The following is a 19,812-nucleotide window of genomic DNA, read 5'->3' on the forward strand; positions in this document are numbered from 1 at the left end:
ACTTATGAAAAAAGGTCAAGTTTTCATCATGTTTTTTGGACTGTAACCAAATTCATTTTTAAAGGCTGTGCTAAAATTTGATAAGCTATCATAACCAAAGTCCATATAGATTTCTGATGGGTTTGCTTCATTATTAAGCAATAATTTTTTGGCTTTGTTGAGCCGTTTTAGTTGAAACCATTTTCCTGGAGACTCTTGATATAATTGTAAAAATTTCCGCTTAAAAGTAGACAGACTCATATTGCACAGAAAAGCGACCTCGTCAATATTCAAACTCGTGTACAGATTTTTTTCAATGACCATTTTAAAAGATAATTCTCTTTCATTGATTAATAATGAATGTAGATAAACAAAAAAACTTTGCCCATACTTATCAGCCAGATACAGCATAATTTCTTCAAATTTCAATTCCAGAATCTTTTGAGAGATTGTTTGATTCAAACCATAAATTTGTTGAATAGAATTAATAAAATGGATAATAAAATTGTCTTTTTCCATAAGGAAATAGGGACTACTGGCCGCTGATTTATTTAAGTCATTTGGGTTAAATAAATGCCCATATTTCAATAAAAAATCATTAATGTTTTTTTGAGAAAAGAAAAAGAGTAGGCAACTATAACTATTTGCCCCTACAATTTCTGTTGTTAAAAAATTCCCCGATGCAAGAAGCAAGGATTGTGTATCATCGATCGAAACGATGTCATTAGAAAAGTGAATGTCCTTTTGTCCGTCCAACAAAAAACTGAATACATTTTTGTTTAGGTTAATCTTATTTTTGGAAACAAGTTTATACGCCTCGTAGTTAGCAATTTGCAGGTCTGAAGTGTCCGTGTAGTTATTTTCAAATAAATCTTCTGGCAAATTTGTAATGTCCATGATAGTGTTGTTTTAAAAAACATTTTGGCATTGTAAATATATTACATTTCTATTTCAAAAATTGTTTGCTAAAGTTTGGATGAATAGGTCGTTTAGCCTTGCACACAACGTTTTGAGGCTTTGCGAGGTTGCGAACTTCGTAACCGAGTATTTTCGGCTAAGATAAAATTTCTTGCGAAACGAAAACGTGAATTAACTACAAAATTCGCAATCTTGCAAAGCCGCTGTTGTGCGATGTTTTTTATTTTTCAAATGTTTCAATTATCCAATTCAGGCAAACTTCAGAATCCATAATTGACCAAGAATGTGGGTTTATAGTTCCGTCTAATCTAACTCCTTTTCCTTGACTAACGATTACTCTAGCGTTTTCATTTCCCATTATTCTTAATTGGTTTATCATTGAGATTATATCAATTCCATTCCAATCATTTAAGTCACGATGCCTTTGATTAATTAACCAATCTGTATCTAAATCAGTAAACATTAAAAGAGGCATTTTTTTTAAATACGTTGCGTTTCCGCCATCTTTTGCTCCATAAGAATAAATAGAATTTTCTATATATTTTTCTGGAAATTTTTCTGGTGATCCTCCATAAATACTGTCCCAATTATTCTTCATCCATTTTGCTTCATCTACCGCAGGTTTATAAATATTTCTTTCGATTTCTCTTTCGCAATATTTATAAAATCTTGCTTGGTCTAAAGGTGCGTCTAATGCAAAAACCCCTTTTGGTATTAGAAAAAACTTTTCGGGATTTTTAGTTGCCTTTTCAGCGTAAGTTAATGAAATCATTGCGCCACTTGAAAGTCCACCGATTATAAATTTATCTTTCGATACTTTATGCTTTCCTACAATTTCACTGAAAATTTTATCAAGTAATTTGAATTCTGCTTCTCGATTATCTGTTCCCCAATTTATTGATGGAACAATTACTATAATTCCTTTTTCAACTGCTATTTTTTGAAGAGTTATTTGTTTTAATGTATTTTCAACGAGTTCTCCACCAGAAGGAATAATAACTAAAACGCCTTTGATACTAATTTTTGGTAAATATTTATAATAAAATAATTCTGTAGAATTTTCATCATTAATGTACAGTTCGGAATTATCTGTTTTTGAAACATATATTTTTTCAAATTCTTGTGCTTTACAAGATAAAAAATTAAAAATTAGAGCAAAAATTAATATGTTTTTCATTTTTCGGTTTTTTCGGTCAAAATATCGCACAACGTGCCGCGTATTGGCGATGGGCGGGATTTTTAGCACTGAACTTCAATCGAAGAACGGAAGTTGAATTTTGCACTTCCGTTGATACGAAGCCGTTCAGCCCGCCTATTGCCAATACGATGTGTGTGCCCAGCATGGGCATCTTTCTCTTACGAAAGTAGGAAATTAATCTAGAGGGTGCAAGTCCCTTATGGGCGAGGGTAACGCCTTGAACCATTAGTAAGTCGCAAGGGTGGTAACCGTGAGGTTACATCTGAAGGAAGCGAGACTACAAAACTCGGTACTGACGAACAGGAACCGTATAGGAGGCATTTATGCATGGGTAAGCAAGCACATCATTGTAACGCCCTAAGATTACAAAAGTGCATAAATGTAGATACGGCAGGAATTGAGTGAAAGAAGATGCCATTACCTGGGGAGATCTTCGTAGCCACGAGTTGGCAAAACGAAGAAGTCAGCAGAGGTCATAGTACTTAGGAGCAACGAGCCGATGAATAAATCGGAGGACTCACAACCCAAGGAAGGACTGAACGTATTTTGGTTCTTAATTCACAATGGAATTCCCGTTAAACGGAATAGCCTTGGGAAAGCGGAACAGGTTAAAGTAAAAGAACAAGAATGATTGAAAGAGTATTACATCCTCGCAACATGCAACGAGCCTTAGAGCAAGTAATTGCGAATAAAGGCAGCGCTGGCGTGGACGGAATGAACGTGCAAGAACTATCTGATTATCTTCGGAAAGAGAAAACACGACTTTATTCTTCCATAAAAGAGAGGTGTTATCTTCCTCAACCCATTCTTGGAGTAGAGATTCCTAAAGGAAATGGTAAAACCCGACTTTTAGGAATACCAGCAGTAACCGATAGAGTGTTACAACAAGCGGTATCACAAGTTTTGATGCCACATTACGAGAAGGAATTTAGTGTTCACAGTTATGGATTCAGACCCAACAAAAACGCCCGCCAAGCAGTTGGTAAAGCGTTGGAGCATATCCATGAAGGTTATCCATTTATTGTAGATATTGATCTAAAGACCTTCTTTGATGAAGTAGACCACTGCATCCTTCTTAACTTACTTTATCGAAAGGTAAAATGCCCAATAACCATGCGCTTAATCCGCAAATGGTTACGAGCTCCAATTCTAATCAATGGTCAATTACACAAACGAAGAAAAGGAGTTCCGCAAGGTTCACCTTTAAGTCCGTTGTTGTCGAATATCCTGCTCAATGAGTTGGATAAAGAATTGACAAAACGTAAACTTCGATTTGTGCGCTACGCAGATGATTTTAGTATTTATACCCAGTATAAAAGCCACGCAACTGCAACGCTAAAAGCCATAGAGAAGTACTTGAAAACGAAACTCAAACTCACTATTAATGGTGAGAAAAGTGGAGTTAGAAAGCCAGTACAATTTGAACTACTGGGATTCGGATTCGAATCTACATATAAGAAAGGGGACAAGGGAAAATACCAATTGGTAGTAGGTAAGAAAGCGTGGACACGATTGAAAGAGCGACTAAAATCCCTCACTCGAAAAACCGCTCCGATAAGTTTTGATGAGCGCATCCAAAAGATTAACGAAGTTCAGCGTGGATGGTTAAACTATTTTCGAGGAACAAGTATCAAAGGAAAACTCCTCAACTTTGACGGATGGCTGAGAAACCGACTGCGGTATTGCATTTGGCATGATTGGAAGAAGCCCGAACGGAAGAGGAAAAACCTCATTCGATTAGGAATCGACCAAAGCCTTGCGTATGCATATAGCCGAACTCGGAAAGGAGGATGGGCAGTCGCACAAAGTCCTATTTTAGGAACAACAATCACTATTTCAAGGCTAAAGAAACGTGCATACATCGCCATGTTAGAACTTCATCTATCACTTAACCCATCAAGATACGAACCGCCGTATACGAGACCCGTACGTACGGTGGTGTGAGAGGCGTACTCCGTTAGATTATGAGCGGAGCCGTCTACTCGATTGGCTGTAGTTTTTTTTATTCGGTTTTGTGTTTTTTGTTTCTCAATAAGTAATGATAAACATTTTGATTTCCAACCGAAATTGCATAGGCATTTACAAATTCGTAGCCATTTTTCGACATAAAATTCAAAGCGTCAATCATTGAATTAAAATCGACAGCTTTTCCGTCAAAATCTTTTACAATCGTTTCTTTACCAGAAGAAAAGAATTTTGTTTTTTGTCCAAAGTCAATTTCGATGGTTAATTTGGTACTTAAAAGTTTGGAAGTTCCAACAATTTGTACGTATTCAACATCAATGTCTTTTAGTGGAGTGTCATTTACAGTTTGAGCTTTCATTGTTAAGCTACAAACAAGAATTACTGCAGAAAGTAATAATTTCTTCATTTTGTTTATTTTTTAAGTTCGTCTATTTTATTTTTTGCATCTGTAAAAGCGGTTTCAATAGTATCTCCGTTGTCAATAAATAAGGTGTTATCTGAACCATATTTTTCAAGTTTTATGTACCAACTGGCTTTTCCGCCACTTATAAAATAACCAACTTGAAAACCATCAACAGTAACAAATTTATTTTCCATATAGTCAGGATTTGCAGAAACATCATTTGCTACATCGGTTTTTAAAACTTTCAAAGCTTTCAGAATTTCTGTCAAATCACTGTATTCAATTGAAGCAGTATTGCTACTATATTTTCCTTCTTTTTCTATTTGATAAAAGAATGCGGAAGTTGTTCCATTTGTGATTTTTCTAATTCTAGTTTGAGCTGAACCATAAGTTGCTTTTAGATTTGGAAGTTTTGTGTCTACAAATTTTGTTATGCTTCCTGTTTTGGATGCAAAAACGTCCATTTTTGTTTTTACATTTTCAGCTTCTTTTTTTACGTCTTGCCCGTAAGTTGCAACTGACATAATTGTCAATGTTGAAATAAGGAAAAATTTTCTTACCATCTGTTTTTTTGATTAGTTAATTATTTATTTGGCTAATGTAAAACTAAAATTCTGTGCTTCATTACGGGAAACCGTAATTGGTTACGAAGTTTTGTTTTAAAATTACAGCCAACGAAAAGGTATTTGCGAAGAACGGGCTACTGCAAACCAAAAAGTGATAAGGAAAACCGCCTGGAGCAAAATGCTTTTTCAGATTTCTAAATTACTGAAAATTGAAATATGAAAAGCATTTTTGCGGATATTAAAAACCAAATTTTCAAAGGAAAAACTCAACCCCGTTTTTTGCAAATACACTGTTAGCAGAAGTTTATTTTAATTTTCTTAAGAGTATGTTCCTATTTCTTTCATTGCTAATCAAAATGCCATTTTTTGTCTTTGTAAAACTATAATTAGCATCTACATATCTCGGTATTCCACTACCTGCTTTACGATTATATTTTGCTTTTCTCAGTTTTGAATAAATTTTATTATTGTACTGATCTACTTCATACAGGTAATAACCTCCTCTAGTTGAGTCAATGACCAGCTTCCTTTTATTTTTATATATAACAGGAATTTTACTCAATATCGATTTATTTTGAGTGATATTTAGTGTTAATTTATAATACACTTGATTTTTCTGTAAATGGATTTTTCCATAATCTATATTACATGTATCTGAATAGCAGAATGGATTTTGTTCAAAACCAACGTAAGTTCCATTTTCAATATATTGGGCTTGAACAGAATTAAAGATTAAGAACAATAATGTAAAGGTCAATCTATTCATGGTAATTTTAATTAAATTTCTGCTAACGGCCAGCTCGGCTTTGTCGTCGTTCTGAAAAGAAGTTGTAAACTTCTTTTCGGAATGCGTCAAAGGCGACTGTTGGGAGAACGTCGTGCGAAAGCAACGATGGTTTCCCGGCAGTCGGCGAAGCCGAGCTGGCCGTTGGGAAAAATCGTCCCAAAGGGCGATTTTTCCCAACTTGTTTATATGTCTTACTTCGTCAGACAAATACAACGTATTTGGTAGGTATTTGTCTGATATTCGTAAGACTTATTTCTAATCACTAAGATATATATTTTTTCTTTATAAATCATCAAACGGACTTTTGATGTGTTATAAACTTTTGGTGCTTACATGGGTGTAAATTTCCGCTACTCTGCCGCTGTTAGGTCCCACTAATTCTTGAATATAACACAAATCGTTGTCGCAACTGTAAGCCCAAAAATGCCAGATAACCTCTTTTGTTTATTTCACTTTTTCTAAGACCGATTTTAGTAAATGATGAAAGCTGTATTAAGAATAGAATTTTTTTTTTGAGAAATAAAAATTCCCTTCAAATCATTGAAAGGAATTTTTATTAAATAACTTAGTCACCTATTAATCTAGCCTAACTTCTAATCCACTTCCATAACTCCTTGGCCGTCGCTTTATTACCATACATTAAAATTCCAACACGGTAAACTTTCGCCGCGATGTAAACCATGAATAAAGTTGATAGTAAAAGAAGGAAAATGGACAGGAAAATTTGCCATGGCGGTACTCCGAAAGGAATTCTTGCAATCATGGCCACAGGTGAAGTAAATGGGATCATGGACAGCCAGAATCCTAAAGGACCCTCCGGATTATTCATTATGGTGAAGCTTCCATACATTCCCAACATCAAGGGGATGATCGCAAACATTGTAAACTGTTGGGTTTCAGTTTCATTATCAACGGCAGAACCAATTGCGGCATACATTGAACTGTAAAACACATACCCGAGCAAAAAGAAAACGATAAAAACACCGATAATTACAGGAACATTCATATCCAATAAGATATGAGAAATTTCTCCGGCAGTTTGTTTAAAATCGAATTTCTGGATCATTTCTGTAGATTGTCCACCAGGGATCTGATCCTTCATCGCACTAAAACCCGTGTTTAGAAATAGCGCTCCTACCACTGCCATTGTGATCCATACTGTAAACTGTGTTAGTGCCACTAAAGTTACACCAAGAATTTTGCCCATCATCAACTCAAATGGTTTCACCGACGAGATAATTATTTCTACCACACGATTATTTTTCTCTTCTAAAACACTTCTCATCACTCGAACTCCGTAGATGATGATAAACATGAAAACAGCGTACATTAAAACCATGGCTAAACCCGATTTTACGCCAAAAGACAAATCACTGTCTGAGCTTTTATTATCTACAATATTCTGGGTATTCAGTTCGAAATTTTGATCTAGATTTCTCATCTGATCTTCTGAAATCCCCAGTGTTTTAATCTTTTCTTGTCGAATGATTTTAGAAAGATCGGACGCTACTTTTGTTTTCGTATCAAATCCTATCTTTTTGTTGATCAGCAGCTTGGCGTTATTTTGTAAGGCATCGTAATTTTCATTGTCCAATTTGGGAATTACAAGTAAACCTTCAATACCGTCCATTTCTTTTAAAGTTGCCGTAAGAGATTTCTCATTTTCTGCAGGAACAAAAACGTATTTTACCTGTTTTGTGCTTTTTAAATTGCCTACAAAAAGGCCACTTTTATCAACCACGTTAAAGGTACTCGAGCTTTCATTCGCTTTGAACATAAAGGCAATAACAGCGCCGAACGCAATCATTAGAATTGGCGCCAGGAGCGTTAGAAGAACAAAAGATTTTTTCTTGACCTGCGTGAGATATTCTCTTTTAGTAATCAGAAATATATTTTTCATGAATGTTTAATTAAATTTTAATTCAGAATTAAAGAACCAATGTTGGTCTCTCACTTTGATTCCCACTAACTGCATTGATGAAAACTTCATTCATACTTGGGATTTTTTCATCAAAAGAACGGATTTTTCCGATGGTCATCAGTTGATTAAGCAGCAGGTTTTGGTCGCTGTCATTTTTTAAATCAAAAGAAATCAATTCATTTTCAGTTTTGTAGTTATTGATTTGAAATTGATTTTTAAACTGGTCAAATAAATCCATATTAACGTCTGCCAAAGTCACATTGAAGATATTCTTCTTGAATTGCTCGCGCACATCAAACACTTTTCCATCCAAAACCTTCTTTGCCTGGTTGATCAAAGCTACATAATCACACATTTCCTCCACACTTTCCATCCGGTGAGTAGAAAGGATAATGGTGGTTCCGTTCCTTTTCAAATTCAGGATTTGATCTTTAATCATATTTGCATTTACAGGGTCGAAACCCGAAAACGGTTCATCTAGAATTAGCAATTTTGGACGGTGCAAAACCGTAACCACAAACTGAATTTTCTGCGCCATTCCTTTCGAAAGTTCACTTAGTTTTTTCTTCCACCATTGATCAATGTCTAACTGCTCAAACCAATATTTTGCCTGCGTCAATGCATCACTTTTAGTCATTCCTTTCAGTTCACCAAAGTATAAAAGCTGATCTCCAACCGTCATATTTTTATACAAACCGCGTTCTTCCGGCATATAACCGATCTGTCGGATATGTTCAGGATTCAGTTTCTGATTATTGATATAGACCTCACCAGAATCAGCTTGGGTAATTTGGTTGATAATCCGAATGAAAGTGGTTTTTCCAGCACCATTTGGACCTAGAAGTCCATAAATACTACCTTCGGGAACATCTATAGAGAAATCCTCTAAGGCGATTTTTTTTCCCGCGTTATAGGTTTTAGTTACATTTTCTGCTTTTAGCATCGAATTAATTTTATATGATTAGTCCTTTAAAGATGGGAAAAGTTACGGAAATTATGATTGATTTTTAGGAGCCGGGAACCTGCTTTCACTACTCGCTTTTTTCCAGATTTTCCCACACCCATATTCCACACAAAAAATCTGCAAAAAGAGCTCAAACAGGCCGTTCAATCAGGGCTAAGTTTAATACCGGAATTTTTGAATACGACTAATTGAGTCAATGAAGAGTATCAGCCGACATTTGCTTCGAATTCCGAAGGTAAACGCTACTTCTTATTTTTTCTTGGCTCCTAAAATAGAGGTTTAAATTAATTCACAAATTCAAAATTTTTGTAAAACTGATTGGTTTCTTCGATCACTCCATCCATTTCTTCTAAAGTAAAAACTTCCAGAAACTTCCGGCGGAAATCTTTAAAATGAGGAATGCCACGGAAGTAATTACCGTAATGTTGTCGCATTTCTATTAAGCCTAAGCGTTCGCCTTTCCAGTCTTTACTCCATTCTGCGTGTTGTCTTACGGCTTCTAATCTTTGTGCAATGGTAGGTTCTGGTAATATTTCACCTGTTTTAAAGAAATGTTTCACTTCATTGAAAATCCAGGGATAGCCAATAGCTCCACGGCCAATCATGATGCCGTCACAATCAAATTTATTTTTATATTCCCAGGCTTTTTGCGCTGAATCAATATCTCCATTTCCAAAGATTGGAATTTCAATATTTGGATTGTTTTTTACCGCGTGAATATAATTCCAGTCAGCTTCACCTTTGTACATTTGCGCGCGGGTTCGGGCATGAATGGTTAAAGCTTTTACCCCAGCATCTTGAAGCCGCTCTGCAACCTCCATGATGTTGATGCTTTCTGTATCCCAACCTAATCTGGTTTTTACAGTTACCGGAAGATGGGTAGAATTTACTACCGCTTTGGTCAGGCGGATCATCAGATCAATATCTTTCAAAACTCCAGCGCCAGCTCCTTTGCAAACCACTTTTTTAACAGGACATCCGAAATTGATATCTACTAAATCTGGATTTACAGCTTCTACGATCTTTGCGGAAAGTGCCATTGCTTCTTCGTCCCCGCCGAAAATCTGAATTCCAACTGGTCTTTCATAATCGAAAATATCCAGTTTCTTCATGCTTTTCATGGCGTCACGTATAAGTCCTTCAGAAGAAATAAATTCCGAATACATCATGTCTGCGCCATGCAAATTACATAATCGTCGAAAAGGTGGATCCGAAACATCTTCCATCGGTGCAAGCAACAACGGAAATTCGGGCAGTTCGATATTGCCAATTTTTACCATGGTGCAAAGATATTAATAATGCGATAAAAAATAGAAGAGTTTACGATAGAATAAAAGAGACCATGTGCAGGGTCCGTTGCCTCAGTCAAAGTCGTGATGGGTATCATCTTTGGAGTTTCTATGAACGAACCACATTCCAATAGTTAATCCAATTACGCCAGCAAAGGCAGTCATTAAAGCTCTTTCAATTTTATCAGGCATTGGATTTCCTATATAGTTATATAGAAATAAGATGATGAAAGTGATTATTGCAATGATTGCGTATCGGGTACTTTTTATATTCATAATTATAGTTTATAGCCAATCATTACGCCACCGCGGTAGGGGATCCATTCGCCACTTTTATTCCATTTTCTGTCATCATTGTAATAAATAAATACATGATCCGGATCAGATTCGTCATAACCGTGATAGAATCCCTGTGAGGTACCGCCACCTAAATAAACATCAATGTTCCAGCGGTCACTCAGGTGGAACTGATAGCCAACGGTAGCTCCAGCGAGAATGGCGAAGCCTCTCTGAAATTTATTGGTGTTGATATAATTCCACTTCTGCATGTCAAAAACGGCACTTCCTATATTTACTCCAACATAAAAGTGATGGAAAGCTTCTTTAAAATAGTAACGACCTTCCAAATTTCCCATATAGATTTGGGCATGATTTCCCATAAGGGATTTCCAGGGAGATATAAATACATCTGCTTGAAGCGTAATCTTATCTTTTAACTGGTATTCTAATCCGGCATTCAGCATTCCAAGCGGAAGGAAAAGGGCGTTACCCTTAATATACAATTGATTTTTGGGAACGGAATCCTGACTTTGTGCATTCACAAAAACACTGCAGATGATGGCGAAAAGAACAATTGGATTTTTCAAAATTTATTTCAGTGTTTCCAGAAGTTGAATGGCTGGAGATGCATCGATACCTTGTTGTTGCGATAGGTTCTTAGACATTTCGGCGTACATTATTGCTCCATCTTTATTTCCTGTCTTAGCATACAGTTTTGCCAGGATATAAGTATTCTCAGCAGATTCTGAGTTCATGACTGATTTTTCAGCCCACTCTTCTGCTTTTTTCAAAGAACTTCTCGTTTCGATATGTTCACTGAAGATAAAAGCGGGTTTTAATAGTTCTTGAGGATCGAAATCTTCTGAATTTTTATAATAAGCTAAAGCCGCTTTTTCATACTCTTTGTAATTTCCGGCATTAGCGTAGTAGATCACTTTCATTCTGTTAAGAGCGGTTTCGGCTTCTTTCTGATTCACCAAAGGAACAGCATTTTTGTAAAAATAAGCCTCATCGATCAATCCTGATTTTTGATCCAAAGAGTTTTCCATAATCTTTGAGATCTTAATATTTACATCGAATTGCTGGTAAATATCCTCCGACATTACTTTGACAATATCTGCTTTTTTATTTTTAAAAACTTGGTAGTTAAGATCTGCTGGAGATTTTAGAAAATACAAAAGCATTCCAACATCATCTCTGGTGAGTTCACGGTCTTTTTTTACGTTAAAATAGCGCTCCGAAACTTTTTTAGCCAAATCATAATCGCTTTGGGCATAAAGTCGCATCATATTTAATAAGAAATCGGGATCACTTTCACCCTTCTCAAAAAGTTCTTTGGTAGAAGCATTGGCAAATTTTGGATTATTAGCTTCTTTCGCTATGGTAAGAAAATCCTGTTCTCCCATATATCCTCTGTTTTGCAACACTAATTCTCCATCACCATTGATGAACAGGAAAGAAGGGTAGGAGCGAACTCCGTATTTTAAAGCAATATCGCGACCTTCTCCTTTCTCCATGTCGAATCTTGCATTGATAAAATTAGCGTTGTAATATTCCTTCACTGCAGGAAGTGGAAAAATATTTTTTTCCATCAATTTGCAAGGACCGCACCACGAAGCATAAGCATCCATAAATACGAGTTTCTTTTCTTTTTTTGCCTTCGCTAAAATTTCCTTGAAACTGGTATTTTGAAAATCAATTGTTTCCTGTGAATATGACAGTAGAAACAGGAACAAAAATAGAATGGCAGTGATTTTTTTCATGATGATATAAATTCCGTGCGAAGATAATTATAAAATTATAACCTCTTTGTATAGACCTTTTATTTTTATAATAGATTAGGATTGTTTACAGGTAATTAACATAAAATTCTGCTTTCGCTAGAAAATCTATGTCTTTTATATCAATTAGTTGAAAACCGCAGATACAATAAAAAACTCCGAATAATTTCGGAGTTTTGATTGTAATTTATAGAAACCTATTCAGGTTTGTAACCATCTTTTAGAGTAACGGTTCGGTTAAAAACTAATTGTTCTGCAGAAGAGTCTCTATCTTTGGTAAAATAGCCAATTCTTTGAAATTGATACGGGTGTCCGATCTCTGCGTTTTTTAAGCTAGGCTCGGCAAATCCCTGTACCAGCTTCAAGCTTTCCGGGTTGATAAACTGCATGAAATCAATTTCCTTTTCTGCATCAGGTTGCGGTGTTGTAAACAATCGGTCGTACACTCTTACTTCCACCGGAATCGCATGTTTTGCCGAAACCCAATGCAAGGTGCCTTTTACTTTTCGCAAACTTTCTTCTGTTCCACTCCCTGATTTACTTTTTTCATCGTAGGTTGCATAAATAGTAGTAATTTCTCCATTTTCATCTTTATCTACGCTTTCTGCCTTAATAATGTAAGCAGATTTCAGCCGAACTTCTCCGCCCAATTTCAAACGGAAGAATTTTTTGTTTCCTTCTTCTTTAAAATCCTCCCTTTCGATGTAAAGTTCTCTGGAAAACGGTACTTCTCTGGTTCCTGCATTTTCATCCTCAGGATTATTTTCCGTTTCCAGCCATTCTTCATTATTTTCAGGATAGTTGGTAATCACAAGCTTTACTGGATCTACAACAGCCATTACTCTTGTGGCAATTTTGTTAAGGTCTTCTCTTACGAAGAATTCAAGCAATTGCACATCGATAAGGTTTTCTCTTTTCGCAACACCAACTCTTTCAATAAAGTTTTTAATAGAAGTAGGGGTAAAGCCTAATCTTCGCATTCCCGAAATGGTAGGCATTCTTGGATCGTCCCAACCTGTAACTGCTTTCTCTGCAACTAATCGTTGTAATTTTCTTTTGGAGGTGATCATGTAAGAAACATTCATTCTTGCGAATTCTCTTTGTTTGTTTCTTAGAGACTTCTCATCATAAATTTGATCGAGATACCAATCGTATAACGGTCGGTGATTTTCAAATTCCAACGAGCATAAGGAATGAGAGATTTGTTCGATATAATCGGATTCTCCGTGGGCCCAATCATACATAGGATAGATTTTCCATTTTTCACCGGTCCTGTGATGTGGTCTTTTTAAGATTCGATACATGACGGGATCACGCATATTCATGTTAGGAGAGGTCATATCGATTTTTGCTCGAAGTGACATCGCGCCTTCTTCGAATTCTCCATTTTTCATTTTTTCGAAAAGCGCCAGGCTTTCTTCCATAGGGCGGTTTCTAAAAGGAGAATCTATTCCGTCCTCGAAAGGGTTTTTCCGCTGAGCCGAAATTTCTTCAGACGGCTGCTCATCTACATAAGCTTTACCATCTCTGATCATTTGAACAGCCCAGTCATACAATTGCTCAAAATAATCAGAAGTATATAATTCCTGATCATATTTAAACCCTAACCAATCAATATCTGCTTTAATGGAATCGACAAATTCCTGTTCTTCTTTCTCAGGGTTGGTATCATCAAAACGAAGATTTACAGGAGCTCCATACTTTTCGCCTAAACCGAAATTAATGCAAATTGCCTTGGTGTGACCAACGTGCAAATAACCATTAGGTTCCGGTGGAAAGCGAAAACGCAGTTTCTCCTTCGGTAAACCATTGGCTAAATCTTCTTCTATAATATGCTCAATAAAATTAAGGGATTTTTTATCTTCTTCCATGGGGTTGTTCATTCAGCAAATTTAGGCAAAAGTGTGCAAAATAAAAAGCAAGAGTTGTCTGGGAATATTTTTATAAAACATTAGTTGATGAAATTTCTTAGGAGGATTGTTTTATTGATTTTATTCGGAGAATTCATTGTTATTTTAAATGAAATATCTTGAATCTTCTGCTTACAAAATAATTGGAGGTCTTTAATTTATTTAAAAATGATTTGGTTAGCAATATTTGATTATTGCTATATAATCATTAAAAATTCATCTTTGTGATTACTGATATTGGCATGAATTATGTATTTTTATGAAAATAAATATATTTTTTAACAATAAATTGCCGCATATTTTATTAAATAGTAGTAATTTCCCCACCTACATGAACTATTAAAGAAAAATGATGAACGGGTGATTGGTTATTTTTAATAACCATTGATCTTCTTTAATTTCCATATCAGATGAGGTTTGAAATATATTCAGGCGTGTCTTAAAAAAACAGAACACAAATTTTGAAAGCTAACCAACTAAAAAAAATGCCTGTATCAAATGCGGAGATTATTATTTTTTTTATTATGCACTTTCATGCTCTTTACCTCATCTTTAGAGGGTCAAGATTTTTGCAATGTCCCAAAAATAACAGATATTCTTGGGAACGAAGATGTTATAATCGATTGTGCCTATCCTTTAAATAATGGAGCTTGTCTACCTCTGAAAGTAGCGTATCCCTCATTTAAAGAAACAACATCTTACAGCGTAGATCCTGCGAATTTTTCACCTTATGCTGCCTTCAATTCTGGAACTCCCCTAAATGCAAATGCAGATGATCTTTTTACGGATAAATTAAAATTACCATTCAATTTCTGTTATTTTGGAACGAATTATAATGAAGTAATCATTGGCAGCAATGGTGTGATAACTTTCGATATCGCACAATTGGGAAAAGTAAATTATCCGAATGTAGATGAATTAAATCCAAGTATTAGTCTTCCCAAAAGTGCCATTTTTGGTGTATTCAGCGATATGGTTTTTTCAAACAGTAATGATTCAGAGATTTATTACAGTGTTATCGGAACAGCACCTTGCCGAAAATTTATTGTTAATTTTTATAAAGGAAGACTTTTAGGTTGTGATCAAACCGTTACCTCGCAAATCGTATTGTCTGAAGGGTCGAACAACGTAGAGATTTTTATCGAAAATAAACCGCTAATTTGTTCAGATGCAAAATTTAACAAATCACTTGTAGGAATTATCAATACAGACAGAGATTTAGGGTATTCTCCTCCAGATCGAAATTCTGGTGTATGGGAGACTCAAAATGAAGCATGGATCTTTGCTCCGAATGGCGCAACAGTAGTTCCGCAAATTGCCTGGTTTAATTCCAGTAATCAACAAGTGGGAACTGGAGATCAAGTGAATGTGTGCCCTGAGAAAAATGAAATTTATACCGCGAAAATTACCTATCCAATTTGTGGAAATGAAAATTTAGTACTTCAAGACACAGCCTCCGTAACATTTGCACCCGATTATCCTTTAGCAAAAAATCATACTGAGGTTTTTTGTGGTTCCAATTCAGTAAACGTTAATCTTGACGCCTACATCGCACAGCTGACCCCTCAGAATCCTGCGAATTTAAAATTCAGTTTTCATAATTCACTTGCAGATGCACAAAATAACGTCAATGAACAGCCAAAAACTTTTAATTTAACTGCAAATAAGGTTTTTTATGTTCGGGTGCAAAATCCTTCTGATCCAACGTGTTTTCGGACCGCTATTTTAAATCTAAACTTAATAACGAAAAGCTTACTTGCGACAAGAGTTAGTATTTGTGATGTAGATAATAATGGGGTAGAAAATAATTTTCAGCTTTCACCCTTAAATTCAAAATTATTTGCATCGCCTATTAATGGGACAATCCACTATTTTCTTAATCAGGCTGATGCAGATAATAATTTAAATGAAATCTTTACCACAAATATTGTTGATAATTCACAGTATTATGTCAATTATAAAACAGCGTCCTGTACCCAGACTTTCGGACCGATAACGATCAATCTTGTACCTGCTCCGGTTTTAAATACTCCTATAAGTTTCAGTTATACCACTTGCGATTACAAACGTGATTTGACTGAGCCTTTCGAATTTGAGGTAATTATAGGTCCTTTAATTACTAAAGATCCAACTGTTACTTTGAGGTTTTATAAAACATACGAACAAGCTTATTCAGGAACAGGAGCAACAGTTAGCACGGTGAAAGAAGGGCAGTATCCTATTTTTGTCCGGGCAGAATTCCCTGGTGGGTGTTTTAGTGTCGCTACAGTGAATTTAAATATCACTTTTACTAAAGTTGAAGCCATCGATAGAACCGCTTATATTTGTTTTGATGGGAAACAGGATATCAGCATCAATATCGATGATTACGCACCAAAGATGTTAATTGATTCGCCAGTGGGAATTGTAACAACATATTTCGCAAGTAGTAAAGATGCAGATGACAATGTAAATCCAATTTCTAATAGTCAGATTATTGATACAAATGGGAATTTTGTAACTAAAACCTTTTATGTTCGATTTGAAGATGCAACAGGATGCTATGCGATAAAGGCATTGACCATTAATTTAGTTCATGTTATTATTGCTAAAACTCAGTTTGAAATTTGTGACTTCTATAACAATGGAGAAGAGGTAATCACCCTATCATCCATAAGCAAAGAGATTGCTGGAAATCAGAACGCAACCGTTTCTTATTTTACGACTTTAGCTGATGCTCAGAAAAACTTAAATGCTATCAGTATTTTCAATGTACAAAATTCTGCTAAACTCTTTGTCAGAATTCAATCCTATGGTTGCTCAGATGTATTTGAAATCACAATTCGTCTGGGCGCAACACCCATTTTAAAAACAACGGTTGATATCGTAAAAGATGCGGTGTGTGATAATAATAATGATGGTTACGAACCTGTCGATTTGACCAAGTTTCAATCAAAGATATACGCAGGATCAGAACCTGTTACTTTTCAATATTTTACTGGATATAATGATTCGAATCAATCCTTATCTGGATTAATAGCTTCTCCAACTTCTTATATTATTCCAGGAGCAGGGAAGGTTTACGCAAAAGTATCTGCAGTCGGAGGTTGTTACTCTGTAAGTACAATCAATATTAAATTAAATTTTCTACCCGGAATCGTTGTAAAAAAAGCAGCTCTTCAAAAATGTGACTATGAATTTAATCTGAATGAATCGTTTAATTTGCCCGATGCTATTCCTCAATTATTTGTACAAAGCGAAAATTCTAATAGCTTTGGGGATTTAGAGGTTACCTATTACAGAACTGACGGTGAAGCTAATGCAGGAATCCCTTCTACGCGAATTAATGCTCCTGTAGTTACAATTAATTCAAAAACAACTGTTTGGGCTAGGTTTACTTCAAAACTTAGTACTTGCTATTCTATTGCGCCAATTGAATTACAGACTTATTTGCCGCCAAAAGCAAAAATATCAACGATACCTGATCTCTGCGATGAGAACCTCGATGGTTTGTATGATGTTAATTTAATGAATTTTACGTCCAGGATGGTTTACACCCAAAGTGCAGATAATATTTTTAGTTTTTTCTATACGCAATCAGATGCTAATCAGAATATCAATCCCATCAAAAATCCGGAATCTTTAAGTTTAAGACCAACAACGACGAGAATCTGGATGCGTGTTGAAAATATTCCAGGGTGTTTTGATACGGCATCGGTAGATTTAACATTCGGTAATAAAATTATATTTGATAATGCTGGACCTTTCTTTGCAGAAATTTGTGATGATGGGAATGATGGATCGCAAAGTGTTGATTTAACACAATATGAAAGTACAATTTATAAAAATAATGGTGTTTTTGAATATTACCCTACGATTGTAGATATTAATAATAATTCCAATAAAATTAGCAATCCAAAAGATTATCTGTTTAATGAAAATTTAGGACCCAAAAAGATTTATGCTAAAGTAAATACAGCGGGATTCTGTCCCGACCTGGTTGAAATTAATTTAAGTCTCAAAAAAACACCGATGTTTAGATTACCCGACTATTATTTCTGTCCGAATGGTACTGTAAATATCGATCCTGATTTCTCTAATCTTGATATCGTAAATTATGAATGGATGAATCCTACGAGTAAAGTTCTTTCGGTAACCGATGAATTACATGATGTAGGAACTGAAGGGGTTTATACGATTAATGTAACATCTTCTAATGGATGTACATTCACAACCAATTTTAATGTTATCATGTACGAAGTTCCAATAATTACCAATCTTGTAGCAAGCGGAAACTCCTACACCGTTATCGCGACCGGAAGTAAGAAAATCTTGTATTCTATTGACGGCAGTAATTACCAACCGAATAATATCTTCCATAATTTACCTTACGGAGTTACTACTTTTTATGTGAAATTTGAGGGGTCTGATTGTATTGGAGTTATTAAAAAAGGTTTGATATTAAACATCAAAAACGTGTTCACTCCAAATAATGATGGTATCAATGATACCTGGATTATTGATGATCTTAATGTTTTCGAGGGAGCGAAAACGAACTTAAAAGTGTACAATCGATTGCAGGAAAAAATATTTGAGCAGGAGAGTGCTACCCGTTTGGAATGGGATGGTAAAACGCTGTCGAGGGTCGTTCCTACCGATTCTTATTGGTATGTGCTTACGTTGGCTGATGGGCGGATTTTTACAGGATGGGTTTTAGTAAAAGATAGAAATTGATAGTGAGGTTATTTCAATTTATAAATTGTGCAATATTCAAAATTATTCTCATAGATTATATTGGATTCATCGGAAATTAATTTTTTAGCAATGAGGTTTAGCATTAGGAAATTTCAGTTCAATATCTTTGCATAATGATTTTATATGATCTTGTAATAATTGGCGGTGGACCTATAGGATTAAACTGCGCACTTGAAGCGGAAAAAGCTGGCTTGTCTTATCTAATTTTAGAAAAAGGTACCATTGTGAATTCCCTCTACAATTATCCATTGTACATGACTTTCTTTTCCACAGCTGATAAATTGGAAATTGCCAATATTCCTTTTATTTCTACTGCACCAAAACCCGGCAGGAGAGAAGCATTGGAATACTATCAGGGTATTACCCGTCAGCGTGATATTAATATCAATTTATATGAAGCGGTTTTAAAAATTGAAAAGGAAGAAAATTTCTTAGTTCAAACGAACAAGAATAAATACATTGCTAAAAAAGTAGTTATTGCAACTGGTTTTTATGATATTCCAAATTTGATGAATGTTAAGGGCGAAACTTTGCCGAAAGTAAAACATTATTATTCAGAACCTTATCCGTATGCAAAACAAAAAATCGCTGTAATTGGATCCAGTAATTCGGCGGTTGATGCTGCTTTGGAAACGTATAGAAAAGGAGCAGATGTTACCATGATTATTCGCCATGCTGAGATTTCGAAAAGTGTAAAATACTGGGTGAAACCTGATATTGAAAATAGGATTAATGAAGGGAGTATTTCAGCTCATTTTCATGCTGATCTTCTAGAAATTACGCCGGATTCAATTATATTTAAAGATGAGAAAGAGGATATTCATGAAATTGAAAATGATTATGTTTTAGCAATGACAGGGTATCTTCCTAATTTTGAGTTCCTTAAAAACTCCGGAATAAATTTACAGGGAGATTGCTTAAAACCTCAATATGATGAGAACACCATGGAGACTAATGTCCCTGGTTTGTACTTAGCGGGAGTAGTTTGTGGCGGTAAAGATACGCATCTTTGGTTTATCGAAAATTCAAGAATTCATGCAGAGATTATTGTGAAACATATTCTGCATTCCAGCTGAAAAAATTTATAAATTCTTTAAACTAAAAAAAGAAAAGAATTT

The 19,812-nt window shown here is 35.3% G+C and carries 16 protein-coding genes; 3 read left to right on the plus strand and 13 right to left on the minus strand.

The window, feature by feature from the left end:
* Nucleotides 1-15: 15 nt before the first annotated feature.
* Both FNJ88_RS10195 and FNJ88_RS10200 read right to left on the minus strand, forming a co-directional pair.
* Complete coding sequence (locus tag FNJ88_RS10195; RefSeq protein ID WP_143853015.1) at nt 16-876, minus strand: helix-turn-helix domain-containing protein; 861 nt, start codon at nt 874-876, stop codon at nt 16-18.
* A gap of 241 nt (nt 877-1,117) precedes the next feature.
* Nucleotides 1,118-2,074: a hypothetical protein gene (locus FNJ88_RS10200; RefSeq protein ID WP_143853016.1), complete on the minus strand. Its 957-nt coding sequence runs from the start codon at nt 2,072-2,074 to the stop codon at nt 1,118-1,120.
* Between the two features lie 648 nt (nt 2,075-2,722).
* Here FNJ88_RS10200 and ltrA point away from each other — a divergent pair.
* Nucleotides 2,723-4,039: a group II intron reverse transcriptase/maturase gene (ltrA, locus tag FNJ88_RS10205; protein ID WP_143853017.1), complete on the plus strand. Its 1,317-nt coding sequence runs from the start codon at nt 2,723-2,725 to the stop codon at nt 4,037-4,039.
* Between the two features lie 58 nt (nt 4,040-4,097).
* Here the strand turns inward: ltrA and FNJ88_RS10210 are convergent, their stop codons facing one another.
* The 11 genes from FNJ88_RS10210 to FNJ88_RS10260 all read right to left on the minus strand — a co-directional run bounded on the left by FNJ88_RS10210 (nt 4,098) and on the right by FNJ88_RS10260 (nt 13,921).
* The gene (locus FNJ88_RS10210; RefSeq protein WP_143853018.1) at nt 4,098-4,466 is read right to left on the minus strand and encodes a hypothetical protein; all 369 of its coding nucleotides are present in this window, start codon (nt 4,464-4,466) and stop codon (nt 4,098-4,100) included.
* Nucleotides 4,467-4,471: 5 nt separating this feature from the next.
* The gene (locus tag FNJ88_RS10215) at nt 4,472-4,987 is read right to left on the minus strand and encodes a hypothetical protein (protein WP_228414520.1); all 516 of its coding nucleotides are present in this window, start codon (nt 4,985-4,987) and stop codon (nt 4,472-4,474) included.
* Between the two features lie 346 nt (nt 4,988-5,333).
* Nucleotides 5,334-5,795 (minus strand): hypothetical protein, encoded by a 462-nt coding sequence (locus FNJ88_RS10220; RefSeq protein ID WP_143853020.1) that lies wholly within the window; start codon nt 5,793-5,795, stop codon nt 5,334-5,336.
* Nucleotides 5,796-5,817: 22 nt separating this feature from the next.
* Nucleotides 5,818-5,976 (minus strand): hypothetical protein, encoded by a 159-nt coding sequence (locus FNJ88_RS14330; RefSeq protein WP_185145810.1) that lies wholly within the window; start codon nt 5,974-5,976, stop codon nt 5,818-5,820.
* A gap of 426 nt (nt 5,977-6,402) precedes the next feature.
* Nucleotides 6,403-7,716 (minus strand): ABC transporter permease, encoded by a 1,314-nt coding sequence (locus FNJ88_RS10230; RefSeq protein ID WP_143853021.1) that lies wholly within the window; start codon nt 7,714-7,716, stop codon nt 6,403-6,405.
* 28 nt (nt 7,717-7,744) lie between these two features.
* Nucleotides 7,745-8,680: an ABC transporter ATP-binding protein gene (locus FNJ88_RS10235; RefSeq protein WP_143853022.1), complete on the minus strand. Its 936-nt coding sequence runs from the start codon at nt 8,678-8,680 to the stop codon at nt 7,745-7,747.
* Nucleotides 8,681-8,985: 305 nt separating this feature from the next.
* Entirely contained in the window at nt 8,986-9,981 is a 996-nt protein-coding gene (dusB, locus tag FNJ88_RS10240) for a tRNA dihydrouridine synthase DusB (protein ID WP_143853023.1), read from the minus strand.
* Between the two features lie 81 nt (nt 9,982-10,062).
* Nucleotides 10,063-10,266 (minus strand): hypothetical protein, encoded by a 204-nt coding sequence (locus FNJ88_RS10245; RefSeq protein WP_143853024.1) that lies wholly within the window; start codon nt 10,264-10,266, stop codon nt 10,063-10,065.
* A 2-nt stretch (nt 10,267-10,268) separates the two neighbouring features.
* Nucleotides 10,269-10,856, minus strand: a complete 588-nt coding sequence (locus FNJ88_RS10250) for a DUF3575 domain-containing protein (protein WP_143853025.1) — start codon at nt 10,854-10,856, stop codon at nt 10,269-10,271.
* A gap of 3 nt (nt 10,857-10,859) precedes the next feature.
* Nucleotides 10,860-12,032 carry a thioredoxin fold domain-containing protein gene (locus FNJ88_RS10255; RefSeq protein WP_143853026.1) on the minus strand — a complete coding sequence of 391 codons (1,173 nt, stop codon included), beginning with the start codon at nt 12,030-12,032 and terminating at the stop codon, nt 10,860-10,862.
* Nucleotides 12,033-12,247: 215 nt separating this feature from the next.
* The gene (locus FNJ88_RS10260) at nt 12,248-13,921 is read right to left on the minus strand and encodes a glutamine--tRNA ligase/YqeY domain fusion protein (RefSeq protein ID WP_143853915.1); all 1,674 of its coding nucleotides are present in this window, start codon (nt 13,919-13,921) and stop codon (nt 12,248-12,250) included.
* Nucleotides 13,922-14,494: 573 nt separating this feature from the next.
* Between FNJ88_RS10260 and FNJ88_RS10265 the strand changes: the two genes are divergently transcribed.
* Both FNJ88_RS10265 and FNJ88_RS10270 read left to right on the plus strand, forming a co-directional pair.
* Entirely contained in the window at nt 14,495-18,673 is a 4,179-nt protein-coding gene (locus FNJ88_RS10265; protein ID WP_185145811.1) for a T9SS type B sorting domain-containing protein, read from the plus strand.
* A gap of 134 nt (nt 18,674-18,807) precedes the next feature.
* On the plus strand, nt 18,808-19,770 hold the full coding sequence (locus FNJ88_RS10270; RefSeq protein ID WP_143853028.1) for a YpdA family putative bacillithiol disulfide reductase: 963 nt from the start codon (nt 18,808-18,810) through the stop codon (nt 19,768-19,770).
* Nucleotides 19,771-19,812 lie beyond the last annotated feature (42 nt).

Source organism: Chryseobacterium sp. SNU WT5 (assembly GCF_007362475.1).
GTDB lineage: Bacteria > Bacteroidota > Bacteroidia > Flavobacteriales > Weeksellaceae > Kaistella.

Bases quoted from the DNA above. Each gene is read 5' to 3' on its own strand.
- FNJ88_RS10195 (WP_143853015.1), bottom strand. From the start codon at position 876: ATGGACATTACAAATTTGCCAGAAGATTTATTTGAAAATAACTACACG.
- FNJ88_RS10200 (WP_143853016.1), bottom strand. From the start codon at position 2,074: ATGAAAAACATATTAATTTTTGCTCTAATTTTTAATTTTTTATCTTGT.
- ltrA (WP_143853017.1), top strand. From the start codon at position 2,723: ATGATTGAAAGAGTATTACATCCTCGCAACATGCAACGAGCCTTAGAG.
- FNJ88_RS10210 (WP_143853018.1), bottom strand. From the start codon at position 4,466: ATGAAGAAATTATTACTTTCTGCAGTAATTCTTGTTTGTAGCTTAACA.
- FNJ88_RS10215 (WP_228414520.1), bottom strand. From the start codon at position 4,987: ATGTCAGTTGCAACTTACGGGCAAGACGTAAAAAAAGAAGCTGAAAAT.
- FNJ88_RS10220 (WP_143853020.1), bottom strand. From the start codon at position 5,795: ATGAATAGATTGACCTTTACATTATTGTTCTTAATCTTTAATTCTGTT.
- FNJ88_RS10230 (WP_143853021.1), bottom strand. From the start codon at position 7,716: ATGAAAAATATATTTCTGATTACTAAAAGAGAATATCTCACGCAGGTC.
- FNJ88_RS10235 (WP_143853022.1), bottom strand. From the start codon at position 8,680: ATGCTAAAAGCAGAAAATGTAACTAAAACCTATAACGCGGGAAAAAAA.
- dusB (WP_143853023.1), bottom strand. From the start codon at position 9,981: ATGGTAAAAATTGGCAATATCGAACTGCCCGAATTTCCGTTGTTGCTT.
- FNJ88_RS10245 (WP_143853024.1), bottom strand. From the start codon at position 10,266: ATGAATATAAAAAGTACCCGATACGCAATCATTGCAATAATCACTTTC.
- FNJ88_RS10255 (WP_143853026.1), bottom strand. From the start codon at position 12,032: ATGAAAAAAATCACTGCCATTCTATTTTTGTTCCTGTTTCTACTGTCA.
- FNJ88_RS10260 (WP_143853915.1), bottom strand. From the start codon at position 13,921: ATGGAAGAAGATAAAAAATCCCTTAATTTTATTGAGCATATTATAGAA.
- FNJ88_RS10265 (WP_185145811.1), top strand. From the start codon at position 14,495: ATGCTCTTTACCTCATCTTTAGAGGGTCAAGATTTTTGCAATGTCCCA.
- FNJ88_RS10270 (WP_143853028.1), top strand. From the start codon at position 18,808: ATGATTTTATATGATCTTGTAATAATTGGCGGTGGACCTATAGGATTA.